Source organism: Shimazuella sp. NTD248, assembly GCF_059510395.1.
On sequence record NZ_JCAJZT010000001.1, the window covers coordinates 360,095 to 386,423 of the forward strand.

The 26,329-nt window shown below is 39.2% G+C and carries 25 protein-coding genes, 1 other RNA gene and 1 other annotated feature; of the genes, 10 read left to right on the forward strand and 16 right to left on the reverse strand.

What is annotated here, in order from left to right; translation table 11 throughout:
- Window positions 1-59 precede the first annotated feature (59 nt).
- Window positions 60-479 carry a cysteine metabolism transcriptional regulator CymR gene (gene cymR / locus AC5WOE_RS01890; protein ID WP_496048301.1) on the reverse strand — a complete coding sequence of 140 codons (420 nt, stop codon included), beginning with the start codon at window positions 477-479 and terminating at the stop codon, window positions 60-62.
- 340 nt (window positions 480-819) lie between these two features.
- On the opposite strand from cymR, the gene AC5WOE_RS01895 reads away from it, so the two are divergent.
- Entirely contained in the window at window positions 820-2,136 is a 1,317-nt protein-coding gene (locus AC5WOE_RS01895; protein ID WP_496051774.1) for a replication-associated recombination protein A, read from the forward strand.
- On the forward strand, window positions 2,129-2,665 hold the full coding sequence (locus AC5WOE_RS01900) for an NADPH-dependent FMN reductase (RefSeq protein ID WP_496051775.1): 537 nt from the start codon (window positions 2,129-2,131) through the stop codon (window positions 2,663-2,665). Before AC5WOE_RS01895 ends, AC5WOE_RS01900 begins: the two co-directional genes overlap by 8 nt.
- A gap of 177 nt (window positions 2,666-2,842) precedes the next feature.
- On the opposite strand, the gene AC5WOE_RS01905 is transcribed toward AC5WOE_RS01900, so the two are convergent.
- The 4 genes from AC5WOE_RS01905 to hisS all read right to left on the reverse strand — a co-directional run bounded on the left by AC5WOE_RS01905 (window position 2,843) and on the right by hisS (window position 6,863).
- Window positions 2,843-3,427, reverse strand: coding sequence for a 5' nucleotidase, NT5C type (locus AC5WOE_RS01905; RefSeq protein WP_496051776.1), 585 nt, complete (start codon window positions 3,425-3,427; stop codon window positions 2,843-2,845).
- 39 nt (window positions 3,428-3,466) lie between these two features.
- Window positions 3,467-3,650, reverse strand: a non-coding RNA gene (gene ssrS / locus AC5WOE_RS01910) — 6S RNA.
- A 181-nt stretch (window positions 3,651-3,831) separates the two neighbouring features.
- Complete coding sequence (gene aspS, locus AC5WOE_RS01915) at window positions 3,832-5,601, reverse strand: aspartate--tRNA ligase (protein ID WP_496051777.1); 1,770 nt, start codon at window positions 5,599-5,601, stop codon at window positions 3,832-3,834.
- A 5-nt stretch (window positions 5,602-5,606) separates the two neighbouring features.
- Entirely contained in the window at window positions 5,607-6,863 is a 1,257-nt protein-coding gene (gene hisS / locus AC5WOE_RS01920) for a histidine--tRNA ligase (protein WP_496051778.1), read from the reverse strand.
- 57 nt (window positions 6,864-6,920) lie between these two features.
- Window positions 6,921-7,169, reverse strand: a binding site (T-box leader).
- Between the two features lie 242 nt (window positions 7,170-7,411).
- On the opposite strand from hisS, the gene AC5WOE_RS01925 reads away from it, so the two are divergent.
- From AC5WOE_RS01925 to AC5WOE_RS01940, 4 genes are all read left to right on the forward strand, one after another.
- A complete protein-coding gene (locus AC5WOE_RS01925) occupies window positions 7,412-7,786 on the forward strand; it encodes a DUF423 domain-containing protein (protein ID WP_496048307.1) in 375 nt (124 codons plus the stop codon).
- Between the two features lie 82 nt (window positions 7,787-7,868).
- A complete protein-coding gene (locus AC5WOE_RS01930) occupies window positions 7,869-8,297 on the forward strand; it encodes a hypothetical protein (protein WP_496051779.1) in 429 nt (142 codons plus the stop codon).
- Between the two features lie 179 nt (window positions 8,298-8,476).
- Window positions 8,477-8,860 carry a hypothetical protein gene (locus tag AC5WOE_RS01935; protein WP_496048309.1) on the forward strand — a complete coding sequence of 128 codons (384 nt, stop codon included), beginning with the start codon at window positions 8,477-8,479 and terminating at the stop codon, window positions 8,858-8,860.
- A 137-nt stretch (window positions 8,861-8,997) separates the two neighbouring features.
- A complete protein-coding gene (locus AC5WOE_RS01940; protein ID WP_496051780.1) occupies window positions 8,998-9,375 on the forward strand; it encodes a hypothetical protein in 378 nt (125 codons plus the stop codon).
- 105 nt (window positions 9,376-9,480) lie between these two features.
- Here AC5WOE_RS01940 and tkt read toward each other — a convergent pair whose 3' ends face one another.
- The 4 genes from tkt to AC5WOE_RS01960 form a co-directional block, all read right to left on the reverse strand.
- On the reverse strand, window positions 9,481-11,472 hold the full coding sequence (gene tkt / locus AC5WOE_RS01945; protein WP_496051781.1) for a transketolase: 1,992 nt from the start codon (window positions 11,470-11,472) through the stop codon (window positions 9,481-9,483).
- Window positions 11,473-11,514: 42 nt separating this feature from the next.
- Window positions 11,515-11,955, reverse strand: a complete 441-nt coding sequence (dtd, locus tag AC5WOE_RS01950) for a D-aminoacyl-tRNA deacylase (protein WP_496048312.1) — start codon at window positions 11,953-11,955, stop codon at window positions 11,515-11,517.
- 5 nt (window positions 11,956-11,960) lie between these two features.
- Window positions 11,961-14,117 (reverse strand): RelA/SpoT family protein, encoded by a 2,157-nt coding sequence (locus AC5WOE_RS01955; RefSeq protein ID WP_496048313.1) that lies wholly within the window; start codon window positions 14,115-14,117, stop codon window positions 11,961-11,963.
- 91 nt (window positions 14,118-14,208) lie between these two features.
- Window positions 14,209-14,571, reverse strand: coding sequence for a hypothetical protein (locus tag AC5WOE_RS01960; protein ID WP_496048314.1), 363 nt, complete (start codon window positions 14,569-14,571; stop codon window positions 14,209-14,211).
- A gap of 118 nt (window positions 14,572-14,689) precedes the next feature.
- On the opposite strand from AC5WOE_RS01960, the gene AC5WOE_RS01965 reads away from it, so the two are divergent.
- Both AC5WOE_RS01965 and AC5WOE_RS01970 read left to right on the forward strand, forming a co-directional pair.
- Window positions 14,690-14,851 (forward strand): hypothetical protein, encoded by a 162-nt coding sequence (locus AC5WOE_RS01965; RefSeq protein ID WP_496048315.1) that lies wholly within the window; start codon window positions 14,690-14,692, stop codon window positions 14,849-14,851.
- Between the two features lie 100 nt (window positions 14,852-14,951).
- Window positions 14,952-15,317 carry a group I truncated hemoglobin gene (locus tag AC5WOE_RS01970; protein ID WP_496048316.1) on the forward strand — a complete coding sequence of 122 codons (366 nt, stop codon included), beginning with the start codon at window positions 14,952-14,954 and terminating at the stop codon, window positions 15,315-15,317.
- Here the strand turns inward: AC5WOE_RS01970 and AC5WOE_RS01975 are convergent.
- Window positions 15,307-17,502, reverse strand: a complete 2,196-nt coding sequence (locus AC5WOE_RS01975; protein ID WP_496051782.1) for an ATP-binding protein — start codon at window positions 17,500-17,502, stop codon at window positions 15,307-15,309. The two genes, AC5WOE_RS01970 and AC5WOE_RS01975, sit on opposite strands and share 11 nt — an antisense overlap.
- Complete coding sequence (locus AC5WOE_RS01980; protein WP_496051783.1) at window positions 17,499-18,629, reverse strand: metallophosphoesterase; 1,131 nt, start codon at window positions 18,627-18,629, stop codon at window positions 17,499-17,501. The genes AC5WOE_RS01975 and AC5WOE_RS01980 overlap by 4 nt, the downstream gene beginning before the upstream one ends.
- 68 nt (window positions 18,630-18,697) lie before the next feature.
- On the opposite strand from AC5WOE_RS01980, the gene AC5WOE_RS01985 reads away from it, so the two are divergent.
- On the forward strand, window positions 18,698-19,174 hold the full coding sequence (locus tag AC5WOE_RS01985; RefSeq protein ID WP_496051784.1) for a hypothetical protein: 477 nt from the start codon (window positions 18,698-18,700) through the stop codon (window positions 19,172-19,174).
- 8 nt (window positions 19,175-19,182) lie between these two features.
- Here the strand turns inward: AC5WOE_RS01985 and greA are convergent, their stop codons facing one another.
- The 5 genes from greA to asd form a co-directional block, all read right to left on the reverse strand.
- A complete protein-coding gene (gene greA / locus AC5WOE_RS01990) occupies window positions 19,183-19,659 on the reverse strand; it encodes a transcription elongation factor GreA (protein ID WP_496048320.1) in 477 nt (158 codons plus the stop codon).
- Between the two features lie 459 nt (window positions 19,660-20,118).
- Window positions 20,119-22,851, reverse strand: a complete 2,733-nt coding sequence (locus tag AC5WOE_RS01995; protein WP_496051785.1) for a DUF2339 domain-containing protein — start codon at window positions 22,849-22,851, stop codon at window positions 20,119-20,121.
- Window positions 22,852-22,993: 142 nt separating this feature from the next.
- Window positions 22,994-24,199, reverse strand: coding sequence for an MFS transporter (locus AC5WOE_RS02000; RefSeq protein WP_496051786.1), 1,206 nt, complete (start codon window positions 24,197-24,199; stop codon window positions 22,994-22,996).
- A gap of 40 nt (window positions 24,200-24,239) precedes the next feature.
- The gene (locus AC5WOE_RS02005; RefSeq protein ID WP_496048323.1) at window positions 24,240-24,836 is read right to left on the reverse strand and encodes a rhomboid family intramembrane serine protease; all 597 of its coding nucleotides are present in this window, start codon (window positions 24,834-24,836) and stop codon (window positions 24,240-24,242) included.
- 2 nt (window positions 24,837-24,838) lie between these two features.
- On the reverse strand, window positions 24,839-25,693 hold the full coding sequence (asd, locus tag AC5WOE_RS02010) for an archaetidylserine decarboxylase (RefSeq protein ID WP_496051787.1): 855 nt from the start codon (window positions 25,691-25,693) through the stop codon (window positions 24,839-24,841).
- A gap of 92 nt (window positions 25,694-25,785) precedes the next feature.
- Here asd and AC5WOE_RS02015 point away from each other — a divergent pair, with 92 nt between their 5' ends.
- On the forward strand, window positions 25,786-26,283 hold the full coding sequence (locus tag AC5WOE_RS02015; protein ID WP_496051788.1) for a gamma-type small acid-soluble spore protein: 498 nt from the start codon (window positions 25,786-25,788) through the stop codon (window positions 26,281-26,283).
- Window positions 26,284-26,329 lie beyond the last annotated feature (46 nt).

Here is a 26,329-nt window from a genome sequence, read left to right on the forward strand (position 1 = left end):
AGCAAGAATCACCTCCTTTTGATAAAACAGCAAAGAAACAGGAGGTTTTCCACCAATCTTTAGATATAAAACATATAGTTATCAGTATTACCATCTGAATCAAATTGGATAAGCATTGCCAGTGTGGTAGAATCGAGTTCAGTTGCTATTGCATCCCGAATTCGCTTCCATAAATCGCGTCTGGCCGGATTATCTTCTTCCGTAAATTCTACAGGGCTGATAGGCCCTTCTAAGACACGGATAATATCCCCAGCAGTAATTTCCTCTGGAGATTTTGCTAATTTATAACCGCCGTATGCTCCACGTATACTGCGAACTAATCCAGCATTACGTAATGGTGCAATCAATTGCTCTAAATAATGTTCAGACAAATCATGTCTTTCTGCTACCCGCTTTAAAGGGATCGGACCTTGTCCATATCGTGTTGCTAAGTCCATCATAATCGTTAAACCATATCGCCCTTTTGTCGATATCTTCAAAATAACACCTCATTCATTTTTATCATAACGAAAACATTTCATAAATCAATATCTTCTTACGTGAGCTCCTAAAGATAAAGCTAGTTATCCTCTACTATACGAGAAATCTTCTTACCTGTCTTGTTTTTTTAGTAGATAAGAGTGTATAAATTGTATCTTATCTACAAAGCGAGACTAGGAGCATAGCGACGTAGCGAGACTTGTGCCCATGTCTGAGGTGCATAAGTGCAACTAGGCCTCTGTCTGCGCCTTGAAAGGCAAGACACATCGCCAAGTTTTCTTTATAAATGATTTTCGAATTTTCTTGGATAATTTTGGTTTAATAAAAGGAGTGATTTCCATGGATTTATTTACTCATCTCAGCGAAGAAGCAAAACGGACAAAAGGTCCACTCGCAGCACGAATGCGACCGCATACTTTAGAAGAATTCGTTGGTCAAAAACACATAATTGGTAAAGGTACCTTATTGCGACGTGCCATTGAAGCAGATCAGCTCACATCTCTCATTTTACATGGGCCTCCTGGTACAGGTAAAACAACATTAGCTGAGATCATTGCAAACAGCACAAATGCTGCCTTTGTTAAAGCTCATGCTGTTGGTACTGGTGCAAATGACATTAAACAAATAGCAAAAGATGCTATTCATCGACTTGCCATGGAAAATGTAAGAACCATATTATTTATTGATGAAATACATCGACTAAACAGAGCACAACAAGATGTTCTATTGCCAGATGTAGAAGATGGCGGACTCATTCTCATCGGTGCTACGACAGAGAATCCTTCCTATGAAGTGAACACCGCCTTGTTATCGCGTTCGCTAGTATTTGAACTGAAACCGCTGACGGATCTTGAAGTAATCTCGATTTTAAAACGTGCACTTGAGGATAAACAAAGAGGTTTAGGTAATTTCCAATGTCAAATAGAGGATGAAGCTCTCACCCACCTCGCACAAAAATCTGGTGGGGATACAAGACATGCTTTAAATGCTTTGGATTTAGCTGTCATCACGACAAGACCCAATTCCGAAGGAATTCGCCATGTAACATTAGCTGTAGCGGAAGAGTCCATCCAACAGAAGCGCATCCGTTATGATAAAAAAGGAGATGGTCATTACGACTCGATCTCTGCTTTTATCAAGAGTATGCGAGGTTCTGATCCAGATGCAACTTTATATTATTTGGCTAAAATGCTCCTAGCTGGAGAAGATCCAAAATTTATTGCCCGGCGGATATTGATACAAGCTGCGGAAGATATCGGTCTTGCTGATCCTAGAGCATTGATGGTAGCCTCAGCCGCCGCTCATGCTGTTGAATATGTAGGTATGCCGGAAGCACGCATTCCCCTTGCTGAAGCAGCTCTCTACCTAGCCACAGCACCCAAAAGTAATTCTGCGTACAAAGGTATTAATGAAGCAATGGAGATCGTAAAAAAAGAATACGATGGAGAAGTCCCTGCTCACCTTCAAAATCATAAGCAAGAAAAATATAAGTACCCTCATGACTATGAAAATCACTTTGTTGAACAGCAATATTTACCTTTGGAACATAAGAACAAGCAAATATATCAACCTAGCTCAATGGGATACGAAGGAAAATTAATCGAGCATCTAAATTGGATCAAAGGGAAAAGGAAGGGTGGAGAACAACATGAATAAACCAACAAAAATATTAGCTATTTCCGGCAGTTTGAGAGAAAGCTCCTTTAGCACAAAAATATTAAAACACATAGGGAATTTTGCACCAGAGAATGTAACATTTACACTTACAGATAAATTGGGGAAACTTCCTCACTTCAATCCCGATATCGACCATGATCAAGCTTATACAGAAGTAGAAGCATTTCGCTCAGAACTCAAATCGGCAGATGGAGTCATTATCAGTACACCTGAATATGCAAAAGGAGTACCAGGAGTATTAAAAAACGCACTGGATTGGATCGTCTCATCAGGTGAATTTATCGATAAACCAACTGCTGTTATTAGTGCCTCACCTATGACTACTGGCGGAGAAGAGGCGATGAGGTCGCTGTTGCTTACGCTGGGCATGATCAGCGCCTATATTCCAGAGGGAGCAGCCTTAAGCGTTCCACAAGTTAGTTTAAAGATTGATACAGAAGGTAATATTAACGATCCTTCCCTAAAGAAAGATCTTGAACAAATACTTTCGATCCTAGTAAATAAGTGAGGGGAATTACCATCCCCTTTATATTTACGATCAACAGAAAATGGATGATCATCTACCAGCAACCATACACGCATAAATTTGTTTTGCCTGTCCCAAACCAAATTTCTCCTCACTTATCCCTCAAAAAATAATATGGAGTGAAATCTTTCTCTATTATATTTTATCCTCAGCCAAACATTAACACTTTTTTAACTCTTGGAACTTTTCCACAATCTCATATACATCGTGCCAATCTGTAATACGAGGTAAATTAGGATGGAGATGACGATTGTAACAAGCATCTACGACTATTGTTGGGATTCCACCAGCAACTAACTTATTTAAATGCTCTTCTGCATCTTCGAAAAACAAGTCAACTCCTAGTTTTTTTGCCACCTTTGCTTTATTGATCGAGTTCATATGAAGATTTCTCCCGTTGTACGGGAAGTTATGTTTTTTAAGCCAGAGTTTCGTCACACGACGGATTTTCTCCATCCCTGGTCTAGCAGTAACAAAATAAACTTCATGCCCATCCTTGACGAGATTATTCAACACTTCAGAAGCATGGGGAAGAGGTAAACCGAGTGTGTATATCTTCTCTTCTAACCGGCGCCATGTTTTACGGCCTTCTTGAGGTGTAAGACCAAATGGTTTATCTAAATAAAAATCAGGTACATCTTCTATATGTACTTCTTTGCCGAACTCTTTGTTATAGACTTCTATTGCCGCTTTATGGGTATCTTTAATTGTCCCGTCGATATCTATGCCAAATCTCAACTTCATACCTTAACCCCTTTCTACTTGTAAATAGTATAAAACAAAAAAAGCCCCGTTATGCCGTGGCTCCTAAGTTTTGAACCTGCCCGTATTCAAAAGCAGGTGGGTGCTTTGCATCTGCATTCGTAGATCCCCCTTAAAGAGGCTCCCAGTCCAACAGATGACCCAAGCTCCCGCAGAAAAAGTGTTGGCTCAAAACTTCGGTGGCCCTCGCACATCGCAGGGTCTTTTCTTACATTTATAGTAGCATAAAGATTACCAGAAGGCAACAAAAACCAGAATGAAAGCGGTTTATTTTTTGAAATGTTTTCACACTTTTCCAAATAAAACAGCTCGAAACTTTATAGACAGGAGAAAACGCTAAGATTTTTCATCTTAGCGTTTTAAAATAATAAACCATTTTTAAATTTTTATCGCACTGCATGTTTGTTTGATATTTTAATATGGAGGTCTGTCAGTTGTTTTTCATCTACTTCGGAAGGCGCCTCTGTCATGAGATCGCTGGCACTAGCAGTTTTTGGGAAAGCAATACATTCACGCAGATTTTTTACGCCTGCTAGTAACATGATGATTCGGTCAAAACCAAATGCCATGCCGCCATGAGGCGGTGCACCAAATTCAAAAGCATCTAGCAAAAAGCCGAATTTCGATTTTGCCTCTTCTTGTGAAATTCCTAACAGATCAAACATTTTCATTTGCAGTTCACGATTGTAGATCCGCTGACTTCCACTAGACAATTCATATCCATTTAGTACGAGGTCATGTGCCTGGGAGCGGACTGCTCCAAGATCACTATCCAATAATGGAATATCTTCTTCCACTGGCATCGTAAATGGATGGTGCGCTGGAACATACTGACCCGATTCTTCATCCAATTCAAACAGCGGAAATTCGGTAATCCATGCAAATGCATATTTACTTTCATCTATTAAGTCAAGTGCTCGACCAAGACGCAAACGAAGCTCACCCATCACATTTGCGACAGCCTTTGGTTGATCTGCCATGATATAGATGACGTCCCCTGTTGATGTTCCTGTTAACTCTTTGATCTTTGCTATTTCCTCTTCCGAGACAAACTTAGCGACAGATCCTTTCACTCCTTCTTCTTTGAAAGCTAGCCAAGCTAACCCTTTTGCCCCGAGTTCTTGTGCAACACCCACCCAAGTCTCTACTTCTTTCCGACTCCAGTTTGCTTTACCTGGAACTACGATTGCTTTTAATACACCGCCAGATTGGATAGCGTTTTGAAATACTTGAAAAGAATTTTGCTGCAAAGCTTGGGAAACATCAACTAATTCCATCCCAAAACGGAGGTCAGGCTTATCTGAACCATATCGCTCCATCGCTTCTCGATAAGAAATGCGCGGAAAAGGACTTTGGATATCTACACCAAGTGTCTCTTTCCAAAGGGTTACAAACATTTCTTCCATCATGGTAAATAAATCTTCTAGAGGCAAAAAGGACATTTCTAAATCGATTTGCGTAAATTCCGGCTGCCGGTCTGCACGCAAGTCTTCATCTCGGAAACATCTAGCGATCTGAAAATAACGCTCCATTCCAGCGACCATAAACAATTGCTTAAAGAGCTGAGGGGATTGAGGTAAGGCGTAAAACTCCCCTTTGTGGATTCTGCTTGGAACCAAATAATCACGTGCACCTTCAGGAGTACTTTTAGTAAGAATCGGCGTTTCTAGTTCTACAAACCCTTGGCTATCCAAATATCTGCGAACTACTTGCATCGCTTTATGGCGGAGCATCAGCGTTTGTTGCATTTTTGGACGACGCAGATCGAGATAGCGGTATTTTAAGCGGACACTCTCATCGACATCGACCCGATCTTGAATCGGAAAAGGTGGTGTTTTTGCTGGATTAAAGAGATGTATTTGCTCTCCCTTCACTTCTAATTCACCAGTAGAAATATTAGGATTAACAGTATCAGCTGAGCGCTTTACCACTTTCCCTGTGATGGACACTACATACTCACTTCTTACCGAATCGGCTATGCTTACAGCCTCTGCAGAAATATCAGGGTTGAACACTACTTGCATCGTACCTGTACGATCACGAATATCAAGAAAAATAACTCCACCTAGGTCTCGACGGGATTGTACCCATCCATTTATGGTCACTTGTTCATCTAATGCTTGTACACAAGCATCAATATAATGCGTTCGAAACATCTTTTTTACTTTCCCTCCAATAAATAGGAAACCAATTGATCCATCGCTATGGATTTTTGTTCACCTGTTTCCATCTGTTTCACTTGAATCTTACCACTTGCTAATTCTTCATCACCAAGAATGGCTACATAGCGAGCTTTATAACGATTAGCCGTTTTAAATTGAGCTTTCATCTTACGATCTAAGTAATCCCGTTCTGCCTTTAAACCTGCCTCACGCAGCTCTCCGAGCAAACGAACAGAAGCAACTTGCGCTTTTTCACCCATCGTAACAAGATAACAATCCATCGGTTTGGAGAATGGAATAGCCACATTTTGTTCCTTTAAAGCCAATAAAACTCTTTCCAGCCCTATGCCAAACCCTATTCCTGGAACTTCCGGACCACCTAATTCTTGAACTAAGCCATTGTAGCGTCCTCCGCCACCAATCACTCCAGCCTGTGCTCCCAATCCTTCGATCACAAACTCAAAAGCAGTTTGAGTATAGTAATCCAAGCCACGAACCAAACGATCATTTACGTGAAAAGGAACTTGCAGTTCTTGTAAGTAAAATTGGACACTTTCGAGATTTTCCATGCTTGCTTTGTCTAGTGAATCTAAGATGGATGGAGCATTTGCAGCTATTTCTTGTGTTCGTTTCACCTTGCTGTCTAATATCCTCATCGGATTGCGATAAAGACGTGACTTCGCATCTGGATCTAGTTCCGCTTCAAAAGGGGCAAAGTATTCGATCAATTTTTCAAAATATTTAGCTCTGATCTCTGGAGTCCCAACATTATTAATCCCAACTTGCACACCTGAAATCCCGAGTGTTCGATAAAACGCGAGACCTAACGAAATGACTTCAGCATCGAGTGCTGGGTCATCGCTTCCAAATACCTCTACTCCAAACTGGTGAAACTGACGGTACCTTCCTGCTTGCGGACGTTCATACCGAAACATTGGTCCAAAATAATACAGCTTTACAGGAAGCGATTCTCCATACATTTTGTTCTCCACAAAGGAGCGAACAACACCTGCCGTACCTTCTGGACGAAGGGTCAAAGATCGTTTTTTTCGATCCAAAAAGGTGTACATTTCTTTTTCCACAATATCTGTCGTCTCTCCGACCCCCCGCTCAAAAAGGGACGTTTCTTCAAAAATTGGTGTACGTACTTCTTCATAAGCGTATCGCACACACAATTCTCTGGCTACTTTTTCTAAGTAATGCCAAGTAGTCACCTCGTTTGGCAAGATATCATATGTACCGCGTGGAATACCCATATTTTTTGCTGACCTCCTTTTATTGAAATTAAAAAATCTCCCGCCACTGACCTTATTGTCAGGGACGAGAGATTGGTAAACAATCTTTAAAAAACCCGTGGTACCACCCTAATTGAAAACAGATAAAAAGTTTTCCACTTCTTGTCCGTTATCGCAGGATATGCGTCTAGCTCTACTCCCTCTACTGGTTTCGCACTAGAACCTCTGGGTGTCATTCGCCGAATCGTAACTGGAGAACCTTACAGCCTATGAGTTCTCCTCTCTTCAAGTTCGTTACTCGATTACTATTCCCATCATTGGTGGTTCGTATGTAGTTGAATGTATTAGTGCAATGAAGTATGTGAAAGAAAGTGTAATCTTTGTTTAAGATTATATGAAGATTATGTTGTGGTGTCAAGCATATAAACATCTAATATTTACAATGTAAACGCTCTTAATTATGTCTATTTTGTGACAGAATAGATGTATTTGTGAAACCGCTAACATTTTTATAGGAACCCAAGTGTGCTACAATATTTGCGATTACATACGAAGGTGAGAGGTTAAAAATGAAACTATTTTTTATTCTTGGAAGTATCTTAATGGCGCTTGCTGTAGCAATTGGAGCTTTTGGAGCACATGGATTAGCAGGTAAAGTAAGTGAAAAAATGCTCGCCAATTGGCAAACAGGTGCTCATTACCATATCGTTCATGCTCTAGCCATCATCATTATCGCATTAACCATGGCCAAATTTGGCAATAGCGGATTGCTCACGACTGCTGCTTGGTTGATCTTCGTCGGTATTATCTTTTTCTCTGGAAGTCTGTATATCATGGTGCTTACAAATGTAAAAGTACTCGGAGCCATTACACCAATCGGTGGAGTTGCCTTTATCGCTGGCTGGATTGTTTATGCTGTAGCAATAGCAAAATTAATTCCTTAGTGATTGTATTTTTATGAGCTCCATAGTATGATTATTCATAATCAAGTCCCCTAGAGAAAAAAGGGATGGAATGCCTCCTTGTTTGATGGACACCATGATCCGAGACATCAAGGAACTGGCTGTACGCTTCAACCAATTGCTCAGCAACAGGGTTCCGTTTCACCTCTCCGGCATCAAGTTGATGCTGGTCTTGGAAAACACCTCGCTTGAAGGTGACGAAATCAAGATCGAAACAGTCAAGATTTCGGAGGATGCCAAGACGCTGGAAATCGTCCTGGCTGGCAAGCACACCTTCGAGTCCGAACAAAATGAAGGCAAGCTTGAGGTTGTAACCGTCGATTCGAGGAAGTTGATCTTCACGGTTCAGGATGATGAGGAACTCCCTGTTCCTGTCCTCCTTGTCACAGTTGAAAACGTGACAGGGGAACAGCCCATCTCCATTCTGGAGAATGAACCCTGCCGTTTGGGAGAGGTCACCTTCGGGAAGTTCCGCTCCTTCTTCGAACTGTAGTTCCAGCAACTGAGTGAGTGCCCAGTTTGTGTTCTATATGAATACTAACTGGGCACTCGTGCGTTTTATCTAAAATATACTTATCCGATAGGAAATAATAAAATTAACAATCTCTTTACATGAGGACTTTCTAAACACATGCTATAATAGCTCCACACCGTCAGACAGAAGGGATAACGGTGAACCAACTTCAAACAGTCTTTCATCAGGTCGAGCCGATCAATGATTGGCTTCGAAACCAAGGCTTGAATACTGAGGTCCCTACTCCCTTGTCACCTCCCACCGAGGACCATGTCACTTACGGACTAGAGACGTATGTTCTTACCAACTACACCATCTTCTTCGCAGGCAACAAGCTTTTCTTCACAGCAGAGGGATGGAAGAACGACATGCACAAGGTCACAAGGGTTCGGAGAATCTCCATCTCATCCGAGGGGCGCGTGAGTATCACTGAATACATCCGAGAGGTGAATGGAAATAAGTTGGGAAAGCAGATTCCGATCATCGAACCCATCACCAAGAACTTTGATGAAGTTGGTCCGGAAGACATCCGCTTCTGGTAGGTAGTTCTTTCGGCACAATGCACCCCTGTCCCCTTTCAAGGACAAGGGTGTCCGACGTTTTCGAAGCAGAAAAATAAAATAAACAAATTTGTGATAATATATAGGAACACCTTGTCACCTGAAGAATCGAGGCAGCAGTGGAACCCAGAGACGAATTCGTACAGGATCGGGATTGGTACTATCAATTGATGGGGTATGTTCTCCAACAGTTGGGGCAGAACAAAAGCTATCCAGACCCTGACGATGCAGATGAAAGGCTGTTACTGGACAACTTCAGCATCTCCGTTCAGGAGGATGGCTTCATCATTGTTGCGACAGCAACCAAAAATGGAACTCCTCTGGTCACGAAGGTGTTCACCTACCATGAGGTAGAAGGAGACAGTGGTAAAGCCACTATTATCTGCACGGTAAAGTTCTACAACAACTATCTCCCACCTAAGGAAGCATTATATCAAGATGAAGATAAAACCAAGGTGAAACCCAAGACTGTATGTGAAATATGGCAGACGGTCTAAAGCTGCCTTGCCTGATCACGATGATCAGGCAAGGCAGCAACGATAACAATAATTCCTCATAAAAAAAAGCCTGATCGATAAGGATCAGGCTTTTGTATACCTTTCTTACAGTAATTTCTCCAGTTGTTCCATTACATTTTCCACATTAAATCCAAATTTCTTGAGTAACAGGTCTCCAGGTGCAGAAGCTCCAAAGTGATTGATACCGATTACTGTTCCTTTTTCTCCCACATATTTATCCCAGCCCATAGGATGTGCTGCTTCAATCGCAACACGTGCGGTGAGATTGCTTGGGATGATGTTTTCTTTTTCCGCATGAGTCAAGTGATCGAAGTTTTCCCGACATGGCATACTTACTACTCGTACATGTACGCCTTTTTCTGCCAGCTTTTGTTGTGCTTTTACTGCTAATGCTACTTCAGAGCCAGTAGCAATGAGCACTCCCTTTTCCTCACCTTGCGCTGGCGAAACAACATATGCCCCCTGTTTTACGATCTCTATCTTTTTGCCAACTGTTCCAGGCAGCACAGGCAGGTTTTGTCTGCTTAAAATAAGGGCAACAGGATGATCTTGTGACTTTAATGCATATTCCCATGCAGCAACGGTTTCATTTGCATCAGCAGGTCGAACCACTTTCAATCCAGGAATCAAGCGCAGAGATGGGATGTGTTCTACTGGCTCATGTGTTGGTCCATCTTCGCCGACAGCAATACTATCATGAGTAAAAACATAAGTCACTGGTAACTGCGAAAGTGCCGCTAGCCGAATAGACGGACGCAGGTAGTCAGAGAAAACTAAGAAAGTAGCACCAAAAACATGAAGCCCTCCATGCAGTGCCATTCCATTTAATGCTCCACCCATCCCATGCTCGCGAACCCCAAACCAAATATTGCGGCCTGCATAATCGTCGGCACCAAAATTAGCATCGTCTTTCATTGTCGTACTATTAGAAGATGCTAAGTCTGCTGATCCTCCAAAGAGCGTTGGAATTTCTTTCGCCAATACTTGCAGCGCTTTTCCAGATGCTGTTCTTGTAGCAATTCCCTTTTCATCTGCTTCAAAAGTTGGCAGATGTTCTGCCCAATCTGTGAGCAATTCCCTAGCAAATGCTTGTTTGATTTGATTTGCTAAGATTGGGTACTCCTTTGCATAGCTTTCAAACATTTGATTCCACTGCGTTTCGGCTTTCGCTAGTTCATTTCTGATCGCAGAGAAGTTTTCAGATACTTCAGCAGGCACATAAAAAGGAGCTTCCTCTGTCCATTTGTAAGCAAGACGTGCACCTGCTACTTCTTTCGCACCAAGTGGTTTCCCATGGGCTTCGGATGTTCCAGCGCGGCCAGGGCTGCCATAGCCAATGATCGTACGTACTTCAATCAAAGTTGGTTTCGACGATTCTTGTTTTGCTTGTTCGATAGCTTGATTAATAGCTTCCATATCATTTCCATCTTCTACATGCAACACTTGCCATTCATTGGCTTCAAAGCGTTTGGATGTCTGTTCGGAAAAAGATTTGGAAAGATCGCCATCGAGGGATATACTATTCGAATCGTACAATACGATCAATTTGCCTAGTTGTAGATGACCTGCCAAAGATGTTGCTTCTTGAGCAATACCTTCCATCAAGTCTCCGTCACCACATATTGCATATGTAAAGTGATCGATTACATCATATCCATCACGATTATAGGTTGCTGCTAAATGACGTTCTGCCATAGCCATTCCGACTGCATTGGCAATCCCTTGCCCTAGCGGACCTGTTGTAGCTTCTACACCAACTGTATGTTTCACCTCTGGGTGACCTGGTGTCAAACTGCCCCATTGGCGGAATTCTTTTAAGTCATCGATAGTCAAACCATATCCAAATAAATGTAGCAAACTATACAACAGTGCTGAACCGTGCCCGGCCGATAAAATAAAACGATCACGGTTATACCAATCTGGGTTTTGAGGATTGTGCTTTAATTGCTTAGCCCAAAGCGTATAAGCCATTGGGGCCGCACCCATTGGTAAACCAGGGTGTCCAGAATTTGCTTGTTCAACCTGGTCAATGGATAACATCCTGATAGTATTAATGGAAAGTTGATCGATTGTCATAAAATATCCTCCTTTTACTCCATCTCATTATAGCACGCAAAACTAAAAACTATCCAAGATAAGGGTGACTGGTCCGTCATTTACTAATTCCACATCCATCATTGCCCCGAAAATTCCTGTTTCCACTTTAACTCCTTTGGCAAGAAGTTCTTGATTCCATTTATCATATAAGGATAGCGCTTCTTCTGGACGTGCTGCTGCCATAAAATTAGGCCTTCTTCCTTTTCGACAATCTCCATAAAGCGTGAATTGGGAAACGGAAAGAATACTGCCCCCCACATCCAGCAGTGATTTATTCATTTTTCCGTGTTCATCTTCAAATATTCGCAAGTTCACTACCTTATCAGCAAGATATACGATTTCTTTTTCACTATCACCGTCTGTAAAACCAACAAATAAAAGGAGCCCGTGATCAATGGCTCCTACGATGTTCCCATCTACTGTAACACTTGCTTTGCTTACACGCTGTAACAATACTCGCAAATCAATCACCCTTGTCCAACTGTTCTTTGTACACTGTATATATCCCGTACACCTTTAACTCGTTCTACTACAGATCGTAAATGATGAATATTACGAATGGCTACGGTCAATTGGATATTCGCAAATCCTTTTGGATGAACTTTTGCATTAACTGCACTATAGTTTGCCTTTGTATCATTGACTGCTTGAAGCACATCATTCAACAATCCGAGGCGGTCATAGCCAGATACTTCGATATCCACATGATATGAAGCCGCAGGTTCTCCTTCCCATTCGACCTCTACCCGTCTGTCTAATTCCACACTTTGCAAATTAGGACAATCAGCCCGATGAACCGATACCCCTCTTCCACGGGTTACAAATCCACCGATTTCTTCCCCTGGAACAGGATGACAACATCGAGACAATCTCACGAGCACATTATCTACCCCTATTACTCGCACACCTACATCCAATCGTCGGCGACGTTGGGGAGTAGTCTTCACTTCGGGAATGATAGGCGGCAATTCTTCTCTCAAACCAGTAGTCAGTCGATGTACCACTTGTGCGGTTGAGATTCCACCATATCCTACAGCTGCTAACATCTCATCGGTATTAGGGAAATTAAATCGCTTGCAAACCTCAATCATCTTGTCCGATTTCATCGCTTCATTAATATCGTAATCATGCTTTTTGAGAAGCGCTTCTACCATCTCTTTTCCCTTGATGATACTCTCTTCTCTTCGTTGGGTTTTAAACCAACTGCGTATTTTATTCCGGGCATGAGATGTTTTTACTAATTTGAGCCAATCTTGGCTAGGTCCATAGCTATGTTTCGACGTGAGAACTTGTACTTTGTCTCCTGTCTGTAATTTATAATCAAGCGGCACAATATTGCCGTTCACTTTTGCCCCAACACATTTATTTCCCACTTCTGTATGAATACGATAAGCGAAATCAAGCGGTACGGAACCCGCAGGCAGTTCAATCACATCTGTCTTAGGTGTAAACACAAAAACAGTATCTGTGAACCAATCCATCTTCAGACTCTCCACAAATTCTTCTGCATCTCGTGACTCTGATTGTAATTCCATCATTTCTCTAAACCATTTTAGCTTATCCGAAAAAGATTGTTTTCCTACATTTGCACCTTCTTTATAAGCCCAGTGAGCTGCAATTCCGTACTCTGCGATCCGGTGCATTTCCATGGTCCGTATCTGCACCTCAATCGGCTCCCCTTTAGGACCTAAAACAGTAGTATGCAGGGATTGATACATATTTGTCTTGGGCATAGCAATATAATCTTTAAAACGACCAGGCATTGGCTTCCACATGGTATGAATCATACCAAGCACAGCATAACAATCCCTTACAGAGTTTACGATCACACGAACTGCCATCAGATCATAAATCTCATGAAATTGCTTATGCTGGTTTTTCATTTTGCGATAAATGCTATAAATATGCTTGGGGCGACCAGAAATATCTTCTACCTGCAAATCCATCTCTGTGAATTTGTCGTACAGCATTTCAATAATTTCACTCAAAAAAGCTTCCCGTTCTGTTCGTTTTTTCTTCATCATGGAAACAATTTTGTAGTACTGTTGAGGATTCATATAGCGCAGAGACCGATCTTCTAATTCCCATTTGATTTTGGAAATCCCTAATCGATGAGCCAGTGGTGCAAAAATCTCTAATGTCTCTTCCGCTTTCTTTCGCTGCTTCTCTTCTGGCAGATGTTGCAGGGTTCTCATATTGTGCAGGCGATCTGCGAGTTTACAGAGAACAACTCGTACATCTTTTGCCATCGCAATAAACATTTTGCGATGATTTTCGGCCTGATGCTCAGCATTGGATCGAAATTTAAACCCTTTCAGCTTCGTCAATCCATCTACCAATGATGCAACCGTTTCTCCAAATTCTTCATGGATTTGCGCTAAGGTTATCCCTGTATCTTCCACAACATCATGCAACAGACCAGCAATAAGAGTAGAACTATCCATCTGCAAATCTAACAAAATTTCTGTAACTGCTACAGGATGTAAGATGTAAGGCTCGCCCGATTTCCGTAATTGTCCATCATGTGCTTTCTCCGCATATCTATAAGCTTTTTCAAGCTTGGCCACCTCTTCGGGAGGTAAATACGTAGCCGCTTTTTGAAATAGCTCTTGTACAAGTATCATTACGTTCAGCCCTAACCAAAAAATGTTTTAAAAAATATTATCCTATAACGGTTAAAAAATGTAAACATAAACATTTCGTTCAAGAATAATCCTATGTTTTGTCGCCTTGGTTGTTATCTTTGGAACGAAAATTACCGAGACGACGGCGAAGACTAATGTAGAGGATGGATAACAAAATACCATCAATTGTTAAAAGTGTGTAAGTTAAATACTCTTCTGTTTTGAATAATAAAAACAAACCAACTACCACACTGCCATATGCTGCTATTTGAAATGAGATCAATAATACCTTCCATACTTTTTGAAGATAGACACGGAATTGAAACTCCTCATTATTAAATAATTCCATAAATAGTAGACCGACAATTCCTATCATCCAAAGGATAAAAGAACTAATAAAAATGCGGGCAAAACCACCGATAAATGCATAGAAAAAATTAGATAACCATTCCACAAGCACTACTCCTAACTTTTACAGTTTTACTACTTCATTATGTTCCTAGCTTATTCCTTTTTCAAGGTGCATAGTTTTTCTTTGCTGTGAAATGTTAACGCTAAATGGAGGTGAAAGCATGCAGGATAATACGAAGGCTGCAAACGAAGCCAAACAAAAAGATATCGATACAGAGTTTGCAGAGGAACTAACTGGAGAAGAGCATGCTGTGAAAAAAGTCCAAAATGCCCTTTTTGAAATGTATGCACAAGCAGGATATCATGATAAAGAAAAAGAATAGTAATCCTTAATAGAATAAGTCCCTTAAAACGGGACTTTTTTATTCCTATTGTACATAATTTTCCCAATTATTAGTACCTTTATAAGATTGGAGAATTAATATGGAAAATAAAAATGTATATGCTGATCTCGGTGGTGAACAAACCATTGCAGCTATTGTCCATGAATTTTACCACTTATTGGTGAATGATAAAAAACTAGCTCATTATTTCCATGATGCTAACATACACCAAATTCGAATTAGTCACATCACGATGCTTGTGAGTTTTCTATTTGGAGGTCCAAATCGCTATCACGGAAAAAATATGAGAAAAATCCATCAGGGATTGTACATTACTTCTGAAGAATATGAATTGGCTGTTAAGCATTTTAAAAATGCGATGAGGAAATACAATACACCAATCCCTCAAATGGCAAAAGTAGAGGCCTTACTTCGAGGAGTAAAGCCTCACATTATTATGAAATAAGGGAAATGCTGTGATAAGGTTGTCCTAAATAATCAAGCTGTTCTATTTCTCTTGTGTGACAAGTACAGAGTAATATTTGATGGCGCTTTGCAAGTTTACCCAATAAAGGAAGGATAGAAGTGAGACGTTCTTTATCATAGTAAACAAAACAATCATCTAGTAAAATGGGAAGCTGTTGTTTCGATTCAGCGGATATGTATTGAATAATGGACATTTTTAGGGCAAAAACCATTTGCATCAATGTTCCTGTACTTAATTGATCGATCTTCTCTTTCCTTCCAGTCTCAGGAATCCGTGCACTTAAACCTTCACCTGAGAAGTCAGCATAGAGGCAATCATATCTGTTATTAGTTACTGTTTTGATCCACGAAGATGATACCTGCTGTAATATCGGAGCTACATTTCCCTGCCGACTGCGATATGCCTCTAATAACACCTCATTCGCAACGCTAATAGCTCGTCTCTCTTCTTTTAATTGCTCGAGCTGCTCCTTCACTTGCTCCCATTCAACTTGAAGCAGTTGAAATCGATGCAGTTGAAGCTCCAATTCTTGTACAGTCTTTTTCTTTTCTCCTATTTGCATGCTGTTAATTTGAATCGACTTATGTACGCTTTCTCTGGAAAGCCCTAGACTTTCACTATCAATTTGCTTATCAGATATGCGGCAAAAAGCTCCTTGGTATCGCAAAACAACCTCTCTTTTACCATCTTCCCATTTTTGACGTAAGTAGTTTCCTTCTCCTTTCTTTAAAATCGGCTGTTTTCTCAATAATTGTTCTAACTCCCATTCGACTTTTTCTACTGCTTGTGTTTGATCCCACCACTTACGAATAATCCCCGCATCATTGGTGCCAACCCGATTTTCCCACCAATCTAAACGCTCTTGACACACTCTTTTTTCCGCTTTGTATTGGGACAAAAGCTTTTGATTTATTTGTATATTATGGTGACGAGTCATCTCTTGTTGCTTGTTGGAATAAACAGAAATCATCTGAGGAATCACCCAAACCAAACACATGAGGATAAAAAATAGGAAACCCCATATCGTAGAAATAAAAAAACTGCCAACCGTTAGGAGAGCACCAACAGAAGTGATCATAGGATAGATTGGTTTCCACCATGGATGGTATAAGGAAGTGACATTTTGTTCACTTTGCACATCTTGCTCCAACTGGCTAATGCGCTTATCTAGAGTTTGGACTTGGTAATGCAGAGCCCCACACTCTTCCATATCTTCCGCCTGCATCCGAAAAGGTGGTTCTAGCTCTGCTCTTTTTTCTTCTAATTTTTGAATCATCTCTTCCTGATCCGTACGCAATTGTTGAGTACATTTCCATTCTTCTAATGCTGTTTGAATTTTATCCAGACGATACCAATCCGCCTTACACTGTAGGGATACTGATATTCGCTGATGTTGCTCTGATAAAACTTGGTATTCATCCTCTAATCTTTCTTGTTCTTTTAATAAAAATTGGAATTCTACTCGAGCCTGTAAATATTCTTTTTGAGTTTCCTTATTTTTTTCCAGTTTACTTTGTAAGCCTTTCTCTTTTTCTATCAACATCCCAAAAGGTTTTTGTTTGGCATTTTCCGTCTTTCCCATTTCCTTTAACTGGTCATCTAAATAACCCAGTATTACGGACAATTCCACTTCTTCTCCTTGGTCAAGTAAACCGTTTAATTTTTCCGCCAATTTCTGCTGCCATTTAATTTCTTCTTTATCGAATTGTAATCCCATATCAGAATAAGAAGTAATATAAGCTGTTCGTCTAAATAACTCCCCGGATAAACCTATTTGCGTTTCCAAAATCTTTCTTTCTTTTCTTTGATCAAATAAAAAATGCTGTTGCAATTCCTCTCCAGTCTCTCGATTAATTAACTGCTCTTGTTCTCTTCCCTTGGAAAGATTTCGTACTAAACGGTAAGGGATGTCATGTAAAAGATAATCAATTTCTCCACCATATTGGTCTGATAACCACGGCCTATATCCCGCATACCAATCCGCTTCTCTTCTAACCCGCTTTCCTTCTTGAGCACCTCCATATAAGAGAGCATAAATTCCACGCATCAAGGTAGATTTCCCAGATTCATTTGGAGCATAAATGATATTGAGGCCAGGTTGAAAAGGAATGGTATACTGCTTCAAACAACCAAATCCATGAAAATGAACACGTTCAATGATCATTGATTTATCACTTCACTTTCCATCGCATCTAAACCTCGGTACAGAGCTATTTCTAAAATTCGTTTTTGTCTCTCATCTGTTTCTTGTGCAATACGTTGTTCCATAATATGAACAAATGTGCCGATTAAAGTCTGCTGATTCCGCAATTGTTGAAGGTTATATTCTGGCAGCGTCTTATCCTCATAAACAAGCCATTTGTGATTCGCTTGTACCATTGTTTCTAGCTTGTGCAACCAATGTTTATCCTCTCGACCGATAGCTGATCTACCTGCTAATCGAATGCTGAGGTAATCATTTATATCTTCCTCCCTTATTGTTGTCTGAACCAGTTGAGCTATATGAGCAAGCGTCAATCGATTGGTTATATCAATTTCTAGTTCTTCATATTTACGGGTATGTATAGGAATGGCCTCTAAGTTAACTCCCGTTTTGTCGACCGTACCAAAGGTAAGATATCTCGATCCTGTTTCCTTCCAGTTCCTGGCCTCTGGAGAGCCTGGGTAATGGATGATTGTTTTTTTGTTGTTTTTCAACTGATAAGTCTGACGTTTATGTATGTGCCCAAGTGCAACATAATCAACTTCATGTTCCAACAGTTCTTGCTCTAAAATCGGAAAGTACAAAGAGCTCTCTTCTCTAAAATCGCCATGAACCACATAAATATGAGCAGATGCATCTTTCATAGGGGTAGGCAGAGAACTATGACGTTCAGAAAAGTCTATGAAACCTCTACCTGAAATATGTAATTGAAACTGAGGAAAGAAAAGTGTTTCCCACTGCCCGGAAAATATATACACATGATCTGGCCATACTTCTTGGACATATATAGAATCTTCTCGATATGGATCATGGTTACCTGGACTTATAAAAATACGTGTTTCTGGTATTCGTTGTAGTTGATCAAAAACAAATTGGTACAAACTAGAAGTAACAAATCCATGCTCCAAAAAATCTCCCGCAATAAATAGAAATGGGACAGCTCTCTCTTTGACAAACGAGATAATCCTTTCAAATGTTTGTAAATATTCTTCCTGTCTTATCCAAATATGTTCTTTTTCCCACTTCCAACCTTTGATTGGCGCTCCTAAATGCAAATCTGCTACATGTACAAAAGAAATATTCTGCATAACTCCTCACCCGTGTATGTTTTTTTGTATTCTGACAAACGATAAACGTAAAAAAGGTCGTGACGCTTATGCAACAAACTACACATCTACTTAGAAAAATTCTCCTCCTAATTCTTCCATTCCTGCTAATTGGTATCAGTTTTGCAACTGCATATGCACAGAAGACAGCATCCATGGGTAATTTTCAAATGTGGTATGTCCAAGACGGTCAAAAGCATGTAGTAAAAGAGAGCACTACCTCCCAATATGAAATGGAACAGCTGTTAAATAAAATCGATCATCTATCAGGCCTATCTTCTTTTCAGCTGCCTACTAGATACATTCTGGTTCAGTTTCATCATCCAGTTGTTCTTTCAGCTTTCTCCCCCATTAAGTATCCATTTCAATCTGTAATTGTTACGATACCTAAAAATCATCCCGAAATAGCTCGGCTATTAATCCGAAATTCGCAAGGAAGTTGGGTAGAATATCACACGGAACGCTCCCTATCTATTTTTCTACAACAAATAATCCCATCATCTCTGAAGGATGATGGGATTATTTGAAAGGGAAATTAATCAATCTCTACAATTTTTAATTGGATGGTTCCAGATGGAACAGGAACGTTGACGACTTCGCCTACTTTTTTACCGATTAACTCTTTCCCAATTGGTGATTCATTTGAAATTTTACCTAGTTCAGGATTTGTCTCCGCACTACCAACTATATAATATGTTTCTGTATCACCATCTGGAATTTCTTGAATGGTTACTTTAGCCCCTACAGAAACAAGCGTTTTATCAGTTTCACCAGGTTTTATGATCTTTGCATTTCTAATCATATTTTCAAGTGTCAATATTCTTGCTTCTATTAGACCTTGCTCTTCTTTAGCAGCGTCATATTCAGAGTTTTCACTTAGATCTCCTTGCGAAATTGCTTCTTTTAGACGTTCTGCTACTTCATGACGTTTCACTGTTTTTGCAAGTTCTAACTCTTCTTTTAGATTTTGTAATCCCTCTTCCGTAAGTAAAACTTCTTTTTGATTAGACATTGCCGATTCCTCCTTAAAAAGACACAAACCATAGCTTTCTATTTGTTAGCATTATTTTCTAGTACAACCGTGCTACATGATATGTCACGTCCAAATACATTATGCCTATTTCTTCCTTACCTATCAAATTAAGAAACCGATTACAAAAAAGGGACTGCTAGTTATCTTAGCATATTTATGTTTATGAACCAAGTATTTTAATAATTTTTTTGTTCGACTACTTTTACTCCACCACCTTTACTCCAAATCGCATGTTAAAAAAAAAGAAATACAATCTGGATGTGTATATTTATAAGAACGGAAGTAAGGCGAGAATTTTTTTCTATACAAAAGAGACTCCTATGACATATAATTATGTATTCGACATAATTATACAAATTCCCTGCTAAAACTTGATATTCAAATGGTTTTTCCTAGTTTACACGATGAAAAAGCCCCTAAAAAACTTAGGGACTTTTTTTAATTTGCAGAAAACCAATGTTTATATTTTTGATAAATAAATGATACGGATAATAGAATAATTCCTAATCCCATAAAAGAAAAAATACGATATAACGTCGTCAAAAATGACAGATCGAAAAAGAAGATTTTTAAGATTGATAGTCCAAAAACACAGATCGACAAAATTCGAACAGATTGTTTTTTCTGCCAAATACCCACCCATAGAAAGAAACAAGATAAAAGTAACCATGCAATCGATATCGACAACTGTTGTAAGTTTTGAAGTCGAATCACTTCTTCCCTATCAGCGATGTATCGCAGTATATTAGCCTCAAATGTATCACTGATTTCCATCGTCACACAGAGAAAAACTGCCAGGACTCCAATAAAAAACAGTGTTTGTCGAATGTAGCGGAAATATAAGCTGCTCTTTGTATCCTCGTTTTTCTTCATATACCGGTAAAAGAAGAAAAGTATACCAATTGCACAAATCAATGATAAAAATCGCAAATTGATTACTGGTATAAAATGTTTATATGAGTAAAACGTCAACCCACGAAATAAAATAGGAATTGTTCCGAGCCCAAGGGCAGACAAACCAAAATACATCAACAAACGATATCGCAAACGTACTCCCAATATATACATCGGAACACTCAAAAAGATCCAAACCAATACTAAAGTGTAAAATTCAAGATTTCCGAGATAAGAAGCGGAAGACAAACTCGTTGTAGATTGATGCAAATTAATCTGTTTGGTAAATCCATCCACAATTTCTACTGTAACCAATTCAAACAACAATACAACCACAGACAAAATGATGGATAATCGGTACCAATTGTACCAAGGATGCTGTAGCCCCAGCTTTCTCCATAAGCGATATGATCCAAATATCAGTCCCATTGTAAGGATAAAAATGAGCACACGAATATTCCAGACAGGCCTGAAATAATCAAGAGCCGGATATGCTCTCCCAAGGATTGCTAATTGGATCAACATAATAGCTAATATCACATTGCTAGCGATGAGAACAGAATTTACCCGTCTCTTTAAACCAAACCAGCCTAATAATACAGCGTAAACCAGCAAACAAAAGGCAATCGATAAGTCTTCCATATAGCTGACATGACTTATATAATCCCATTTCCCGAGCTTCACGTACATTTCTCTTGGATATACATGCAAAAAGAAGAGTTTGCTTTCCACATAAATGCCTACTGCTAAAAGGGTAGCCCATATGGCATGTAAGCTATTTCGGATAAACATAGCATTTTGTTGCTTATATAAATGTGCACTCCACAACAATACGGTTACACCTATGAGATCATTCCATAATACCCAATTGAATAAAGGTTTCAGTTGACCCATTTCTCCAAGCGTATAAATAAAAATGACAAAAGTAGACATACACATTAATCCTAGACCAAATCGTTCGATATAACGCACTTGATAACGTAAACCCCACCAAATCATTATCCCTATCTCGATAGAAGCAATAAAAAGAAACGTCTGAAAGTGGAAAAATACACCTGTTGCTGCCAATAGAAAAAGGAGAAATGTAATACTCTGCCTTGCTGTTTGCCATTGATTTGCTTTTGATAACGTTTTACGAGCATAAAAATATACAATCGGAATGAGATACAAAATTGCAATCAGTAGCATACAAGTGCTAAACCAGAGACGATAATGCACCGTATTTGGAAAATGCCAGACTAACCCAAGACCTAAAAGTACAGTATTGAAAATACTAACCATTTTTTCATACTTTGTAGCTCGCTCGTGAAAGAGAAAACGAAGATCAGACAGATAGAAGAGTAACCAAAAAAACGCTAACGAGACGAGAAATACAGTATGTTCCTCACTCTCAGATGCGATACTCCATCCAAAAAATATCAGATAAGTAGCTACAAAGGACAGGTAATAAAGAATGGTCCAATTTCGTTTCCTCCATACCAGAGCAGATATGCCGACGGTAACGAATGCGAGATAACTCATCAATCCAAGAGTGCTCCCCTCACCAGGAAAAAGAAACGGTGTTCCATAAGCCCCTAACCATCCGATGATTGCAATTGGTAATGACTGATAATAAATCGCTTGCCCAAAGCTAAGTGCGGTAACGAGTAACATTAATATAATAGCAACTAACTGCGGTACAAGTTCATAAAAATTATAAGTCGCAAATACAGACGTGTATAAGACCGCAATTCCTGCCCCTACTAATCCTTGACTGAAGATTTTTAATCCTCTTTTGGAAAATATTCCACCTATGAATAGTAAAATGAAGCCAAATACTGCTCCAATCGCAACTCTTGTAATTTCATTAATCCAATTATTATCGAAAGCGTATTTCATAAAAAACGCTGTACCTAGAAAAAGCGCAACTGCACCGATCCAATTTAACCATTTGCCTCCAATTAATAATTCCCATTCCGTTTTTGTTCGGGATTTACGTTTTGGTGCATAACCTTTCTCTGGTAATATCTTTTCTAGCATTTTTGGCTTTTCTTCTTTTACAAGAGGAGGAAAAACTGGAGTCTGAGCATCTCTGTCTTTCTCCTGTTTATCAATTGATAAATGATCTTGGACTTCCTCCTGAACCTTCTCTCTCTCTTTCTCTACATCTTCCAATCGTTTTTTTAAAACTTGTAAAGAAAGGTCTAAATTCTCCATTTTCTTCTCTAATGTTTTGTTTCTTTTATAAAAGAAATACAAAATAATAAGAACGAATATAAAAACAAATAAATCTATCATATATTTTCAGACACCTCCTTTTCCATTGTACTATGCGTCATAATTGAAACTTTAAAAAAACATAAAAAGTGACCAAAATGTAATCTGGTAGAAATAAATTGAAAAAAAATAACCCTCCTTTCCTATGAAAAAAGGGTAAAAACTAAAGTTTCGCGATCAAAGGTACTTTACGTATTGCAAACCAAGTTCCCACTTGTATAAAACCTAAACATAGGAGCAATGGTTTTAAAGAGGTTATCGTATTTGTTTTCGCTAAAATAATCATGAAAATGATTAAGCTGATCAATCTCCCAAAGTTCATGACTATTTCTCTTGCCACCACATATTCCACTCTTAGTTCGACAGCTTTCTCATGCTCACCAATTACATCATATGCGATTGAAGTATTTGGAGCATAGTAAAATGGATAAAAAAGATACATTCCAATACCATATAACATGACTGTCCATGTATTCCAATAGATTAAAAACGGGATAATCAATAACCCCATCATAACAGTAGCTACAAGTACAGCATTCGCCCTCCATGTCGGCTTTAAATATTTACCTAGAAGTAAATAAGAAATAAGGGACACAATAGAAGCACCTGTGTAATAAGTTCCAAGCGCTAACTCATTTTGTGTAATGAAGTAGACCAATAGACCAGTAAAAAAAAGAAAAACTCCTTCTCGTAGTCCTTGAAAAAAAGAGGATACTTGTATCCAAAACCAATTTGTTTTCGGTTGAAAAGAAATAACCATTACTTCCCTTAGTCGAAATTTACCCTCTGCTTTTCGCAATTTCAACCAAAAACTGACCACTACAGAAAGAGCAAAGATTCCCAGCGAAATACCAAAGATTATTCTATACCCTAAAAAGTGATCTACACGTGTAATAATAAATCCTGAAATTAATGGTGCTATCATTCCTGATAATGAAGTGATAAAACCACTTATTCCATTCATGACATCTCGATTATCTCGCTCTGAGATTTCAAAATACAAAACATTAAAAGACATCCAAAAAAATCCATTTCCGAGTCCGAGAAAAAATCCAAGTGGAACTACATAGTCAATAGCTCTCGTGTCTAAAAGGAGAACTGTCAAATAAAAAAGAGCTTGCAATGCCACTCCAATCCGAATAGAAATAACGCGATCTACTCGTTTGGTTATCCATCCCGCCAATATAAAAGTAACTGCGATAGCGAAATAATTGGCAAGATTGTACCAAGCAATCTTAAATAAATCATGGTTAATTTTCCATAAAAAAACATTCAAAAAAGCGTTAGACAGAGCAAAAGAAAAAGCATGCAATCCACTGACTCCCAGTAAGACCCATGCCTCACGATTTAATTTTTGTAAAAAGTCCATAGAGCCTCACCTAAAAATAGTCTATCCAAGCTTCTATGGATTATGAATCTGAATCAGGTCTTCGAAATTGTAAGAAGACTAAAGATAATGCAAAACCTGCCAGTACACATATAAAGTACACTCCAGTAAGCGGGTAATCAACAACAAGATTTAAAACGGTGAGAACCAATACTGCGAGTCCAAATTGCGGATGGATTGCTTTTCGCACAAATAAATATAAGTAAACGCCAAATATGCCATATACAGCACCTAAAGAACCAAAATATATTCCTTCCATTCCAGTTATGTACACAATTACAAAAGTCAACATTCCAGAAAACAGATATATGAGAAGAAAAAATAATCTTCCTAATAGCCATTCAAGTTGAGGACCCAGGATATACAGAAAAAACAATCCTAACAGATAAGAAAAAATACTAGTATGCAAAAATATTGCTGTAAAAACTCTCCACCAATCTCCTGCCTGAATACGCCAACCTTCAACTGCACCATATTGGACCACAAGCGCTTCCCCTGACACAGACCCACTATGAAACAAGAGCATCAAGTAGCATATCGTATGTACAATCATCAGGCTTGTAATCACTGGAAAAAATCGCGGGAATTGTTTGAGAGGAATGTGTGTGTGTCCAAACAAAATTAATCCTTCTTTCTTGGGCTTACCTCTGCAATAGGTTGTCCCATCTTTAATGATATTCCTTTAGAAATGTTAGGTAACCAGTTGATCATGTTTGGTTCGAATATCAAAATAACGGTAGAACCAAATTCAAACCGTCCTAATTCCTCGCCTTTTTTCATCTGAATTGCCTTTGGATATATCTTTTTATTTTTTTGTTGTTTTTTTCCTATGTTTGTCGTAATTTCTTGATCATAAGTAACTTTAATACTTCCCACATTCGTAGCACCAACCTTGACTAAAGCAACTTGTCCAAATTCGCTATCTATATAAGAAATAACACGTTCATTTTGTGTAAATAAACCCGGAAATAAACGAACTCCTGACTTATTAACTGGATATAAATTACCAGGAATATAGGTCAGCGATTCTATTTCACCGGAAATCGGACTATGTATACGATGGTAATCACGGGGACTTAAATAAATGGTGGCAAATTGTCCATTAAAAAATTGATCTGTCTTACTGTCTCCTGCCAATAAATCTTCCAAACGATAAGATATTCCCTTTGCTTGAATAATCGTTCCTTCTTCTATTTTACCCATCTGTGTAATAATGCCATCGACAGGACTAGTTACTTTATCTGGATCTGCGTCAATTGGTCGTGCTTCTGCATTTAATTCTCTTACAAAGAAATCCAATAAGCTTTCAAATTGATCGACAGGTTTTTTCACTGGATTAAGATCTATTTGAAATTTTTTAATATAAAAAGGAATAAAATGTCGACTAAAACGTTTTTTAGCCATACTTCCCACAAATCTAGATACGCTATTTTTTGGTGTTATCTTCCAAATAAAGCGTGAAACTCGGTCTTTCATTAAATGCCTCCACTTCTAAACGATTAAAAGGAAAAAAACGGATGGGAAGAAAAAAATCTACTTGGGCACAATACTTTCTAGGAGGTGATCGAATGAACAACAAATACAAAACCGATCCTGCTCATGTTCGTAAGCAAAATGCACAAAGCCAAAACGCTGGTGCTGCTGGTCAGTATCAGACAGAATTTGCTTCTGAAGCTGCTACAAACGCCCAACAAGTACGAGCTCAAAACGCTGCTTCTGCTAACGCTCAAGCTCAAGCTCAAAACAGTGCTGCTGGTCAGTATCAGACAGAATTTGCTTCTGAAGCTGCTACGAACGCCCAGCAAGTACGAGCTCAAAACGCTGCTTCTGCTAATGCTCAAGCTCAAAACAGTGCTGCTGGTCAGTATCAGACAGAATTTGCTTCTGAAGCTGCTACCAATGCTCAGCAAGTACGAGCTCAAAATGCTGCTTCTGCTGGTGCTCAAGCTCAGAACAGCGCTGCTGGGTATAAAACAGAATTCGCTTCTGAAGCTGCTACCAATGTACAACAAGTACGAGCTCAAAATGCTCGTTCTCATAGCAAAAAAAGTAAAAACCAATTTTAAGCAAGGTAGAAAATCCCAATTTTTTCAAGTTGGGATTTTCTACTTT

Coding starts and splice junctions, on each gene's coding strand:
- AC5WOE_RS01895 (WP_496051774.1), top strand. CDS start 820: ATGGATTTATTTACTCATCTCAGCGAAGAAGCAAAACGGACAAAAGGT.
- AC5WOE_RS01900 (WP_496051775.1), top strand. CDS start 2,129: ATGAATAAACCAACAAAAATATTAGCTATTTCCGGCAGTTTGAGAGAA.
- AC5WOE_RS01905 (WP_496051776.1), bottom strand. CDS start 3,427: ATGAAGTTGAGATTTGGCATAGATATCGACGGGACAATTAAAGATACC.
- aspS (WP_496051777.1), bottom strand. CDS start 5,601: ATGTTTCGAACGCATTATATTGATGCTTGTGTACAAGCATTAGATGAA.
- hisS (WP_496051778.1), bottom strand. CDS start 6,863: ATGGGTATTCCACGCGGTACATATGATATCTTGCCAAACGAGGTGACT.
- AC5WOE_RS01925 (WP_496048307.1), top strand. CDS start 7,412: ATGAAACTATTTTTTATTCTTGGAAGTATCTTAATGGCGCTTGCTGTA.
- tkt (WP_496051781.1), bottom strand. CDS start 11,472: ATGACAATCGATCAACTTTCCATTAATACTATCAGGATGTTATCCATT.
- AC5WOE_RS01955 (WP_496048313.1), bottom strand. CDS start 14,117: ATGATACTTGTACAAGAGCTATTTCAAAAAGCGGCTACGTATTTACCT.
- AC5WOE_RS01965 (WP_496048315.1), top strand. CDS start 14,690: ATGCAGGATAATACGAAGGCTGCAAACGAAGCCAAACAAAAAGATATC.
- AC5WOE_RS01970 (WP_496048316.1), top strand. CDS start 14,952: ATGGAAAATAAAAATGTATATGCTGATCTCGGTGGTGAACAAACCATT.
- AC5WOE_RS01975 (WP_496051782.1), bottom strand. CDS start 17,502: ATGATCATTGAACGTGTTCATTTTCATGGATTTGGTTGTTTGAAGCAG.
- AC5WOE_RS01980 (WP_496051783.1), bottom strand. CDS start 18,629: ATGCAGAATATTTCTTTTGTACATGTAGCAGATTTGCATTTAGGAGCG.
- AC5WOE_RS01985 (WP_496051784.1), top strand. CDS start 18,698: ATGCAACAAACTACACATCTACTTAGAAAAATTCTCCTCCTAATTCTT.
- greA (WP_496048320.1), bottom strand. CDS start 19,659: ATGTCTAATCAAAAAGAAGTTTTACTTACGGAAGAGGGATTACAAAAT.
- AC5WOE_RS01995 (WP_496051785.1), bottom strand. CDS start 22,851: ATGATAGATTTATTTGTTTTTATATTCGTTCTTATTATTTTGTATTTC.
- AC5WOE_RS02000 (WP_496051786.1), bottom strand. CDS start 24,199: ATGGACTTTTTACAAAAATTAAATCGTGAGGCATGGGTCTTACTGGGA.
- asd (WP_496051787.1), bottom strand. CDS start 25,693: ATGAAAGACCGAGTTTCACGCTTTATTTGGAAGATAACACCAAAAAAT.
- AC5WOE_RS02015 (WP_496051788.1), top strand. CDS start 25,786: ATGAACAACAAATACAAAACCGATCCTGCTCATGTTCGTAAGCAAAAT.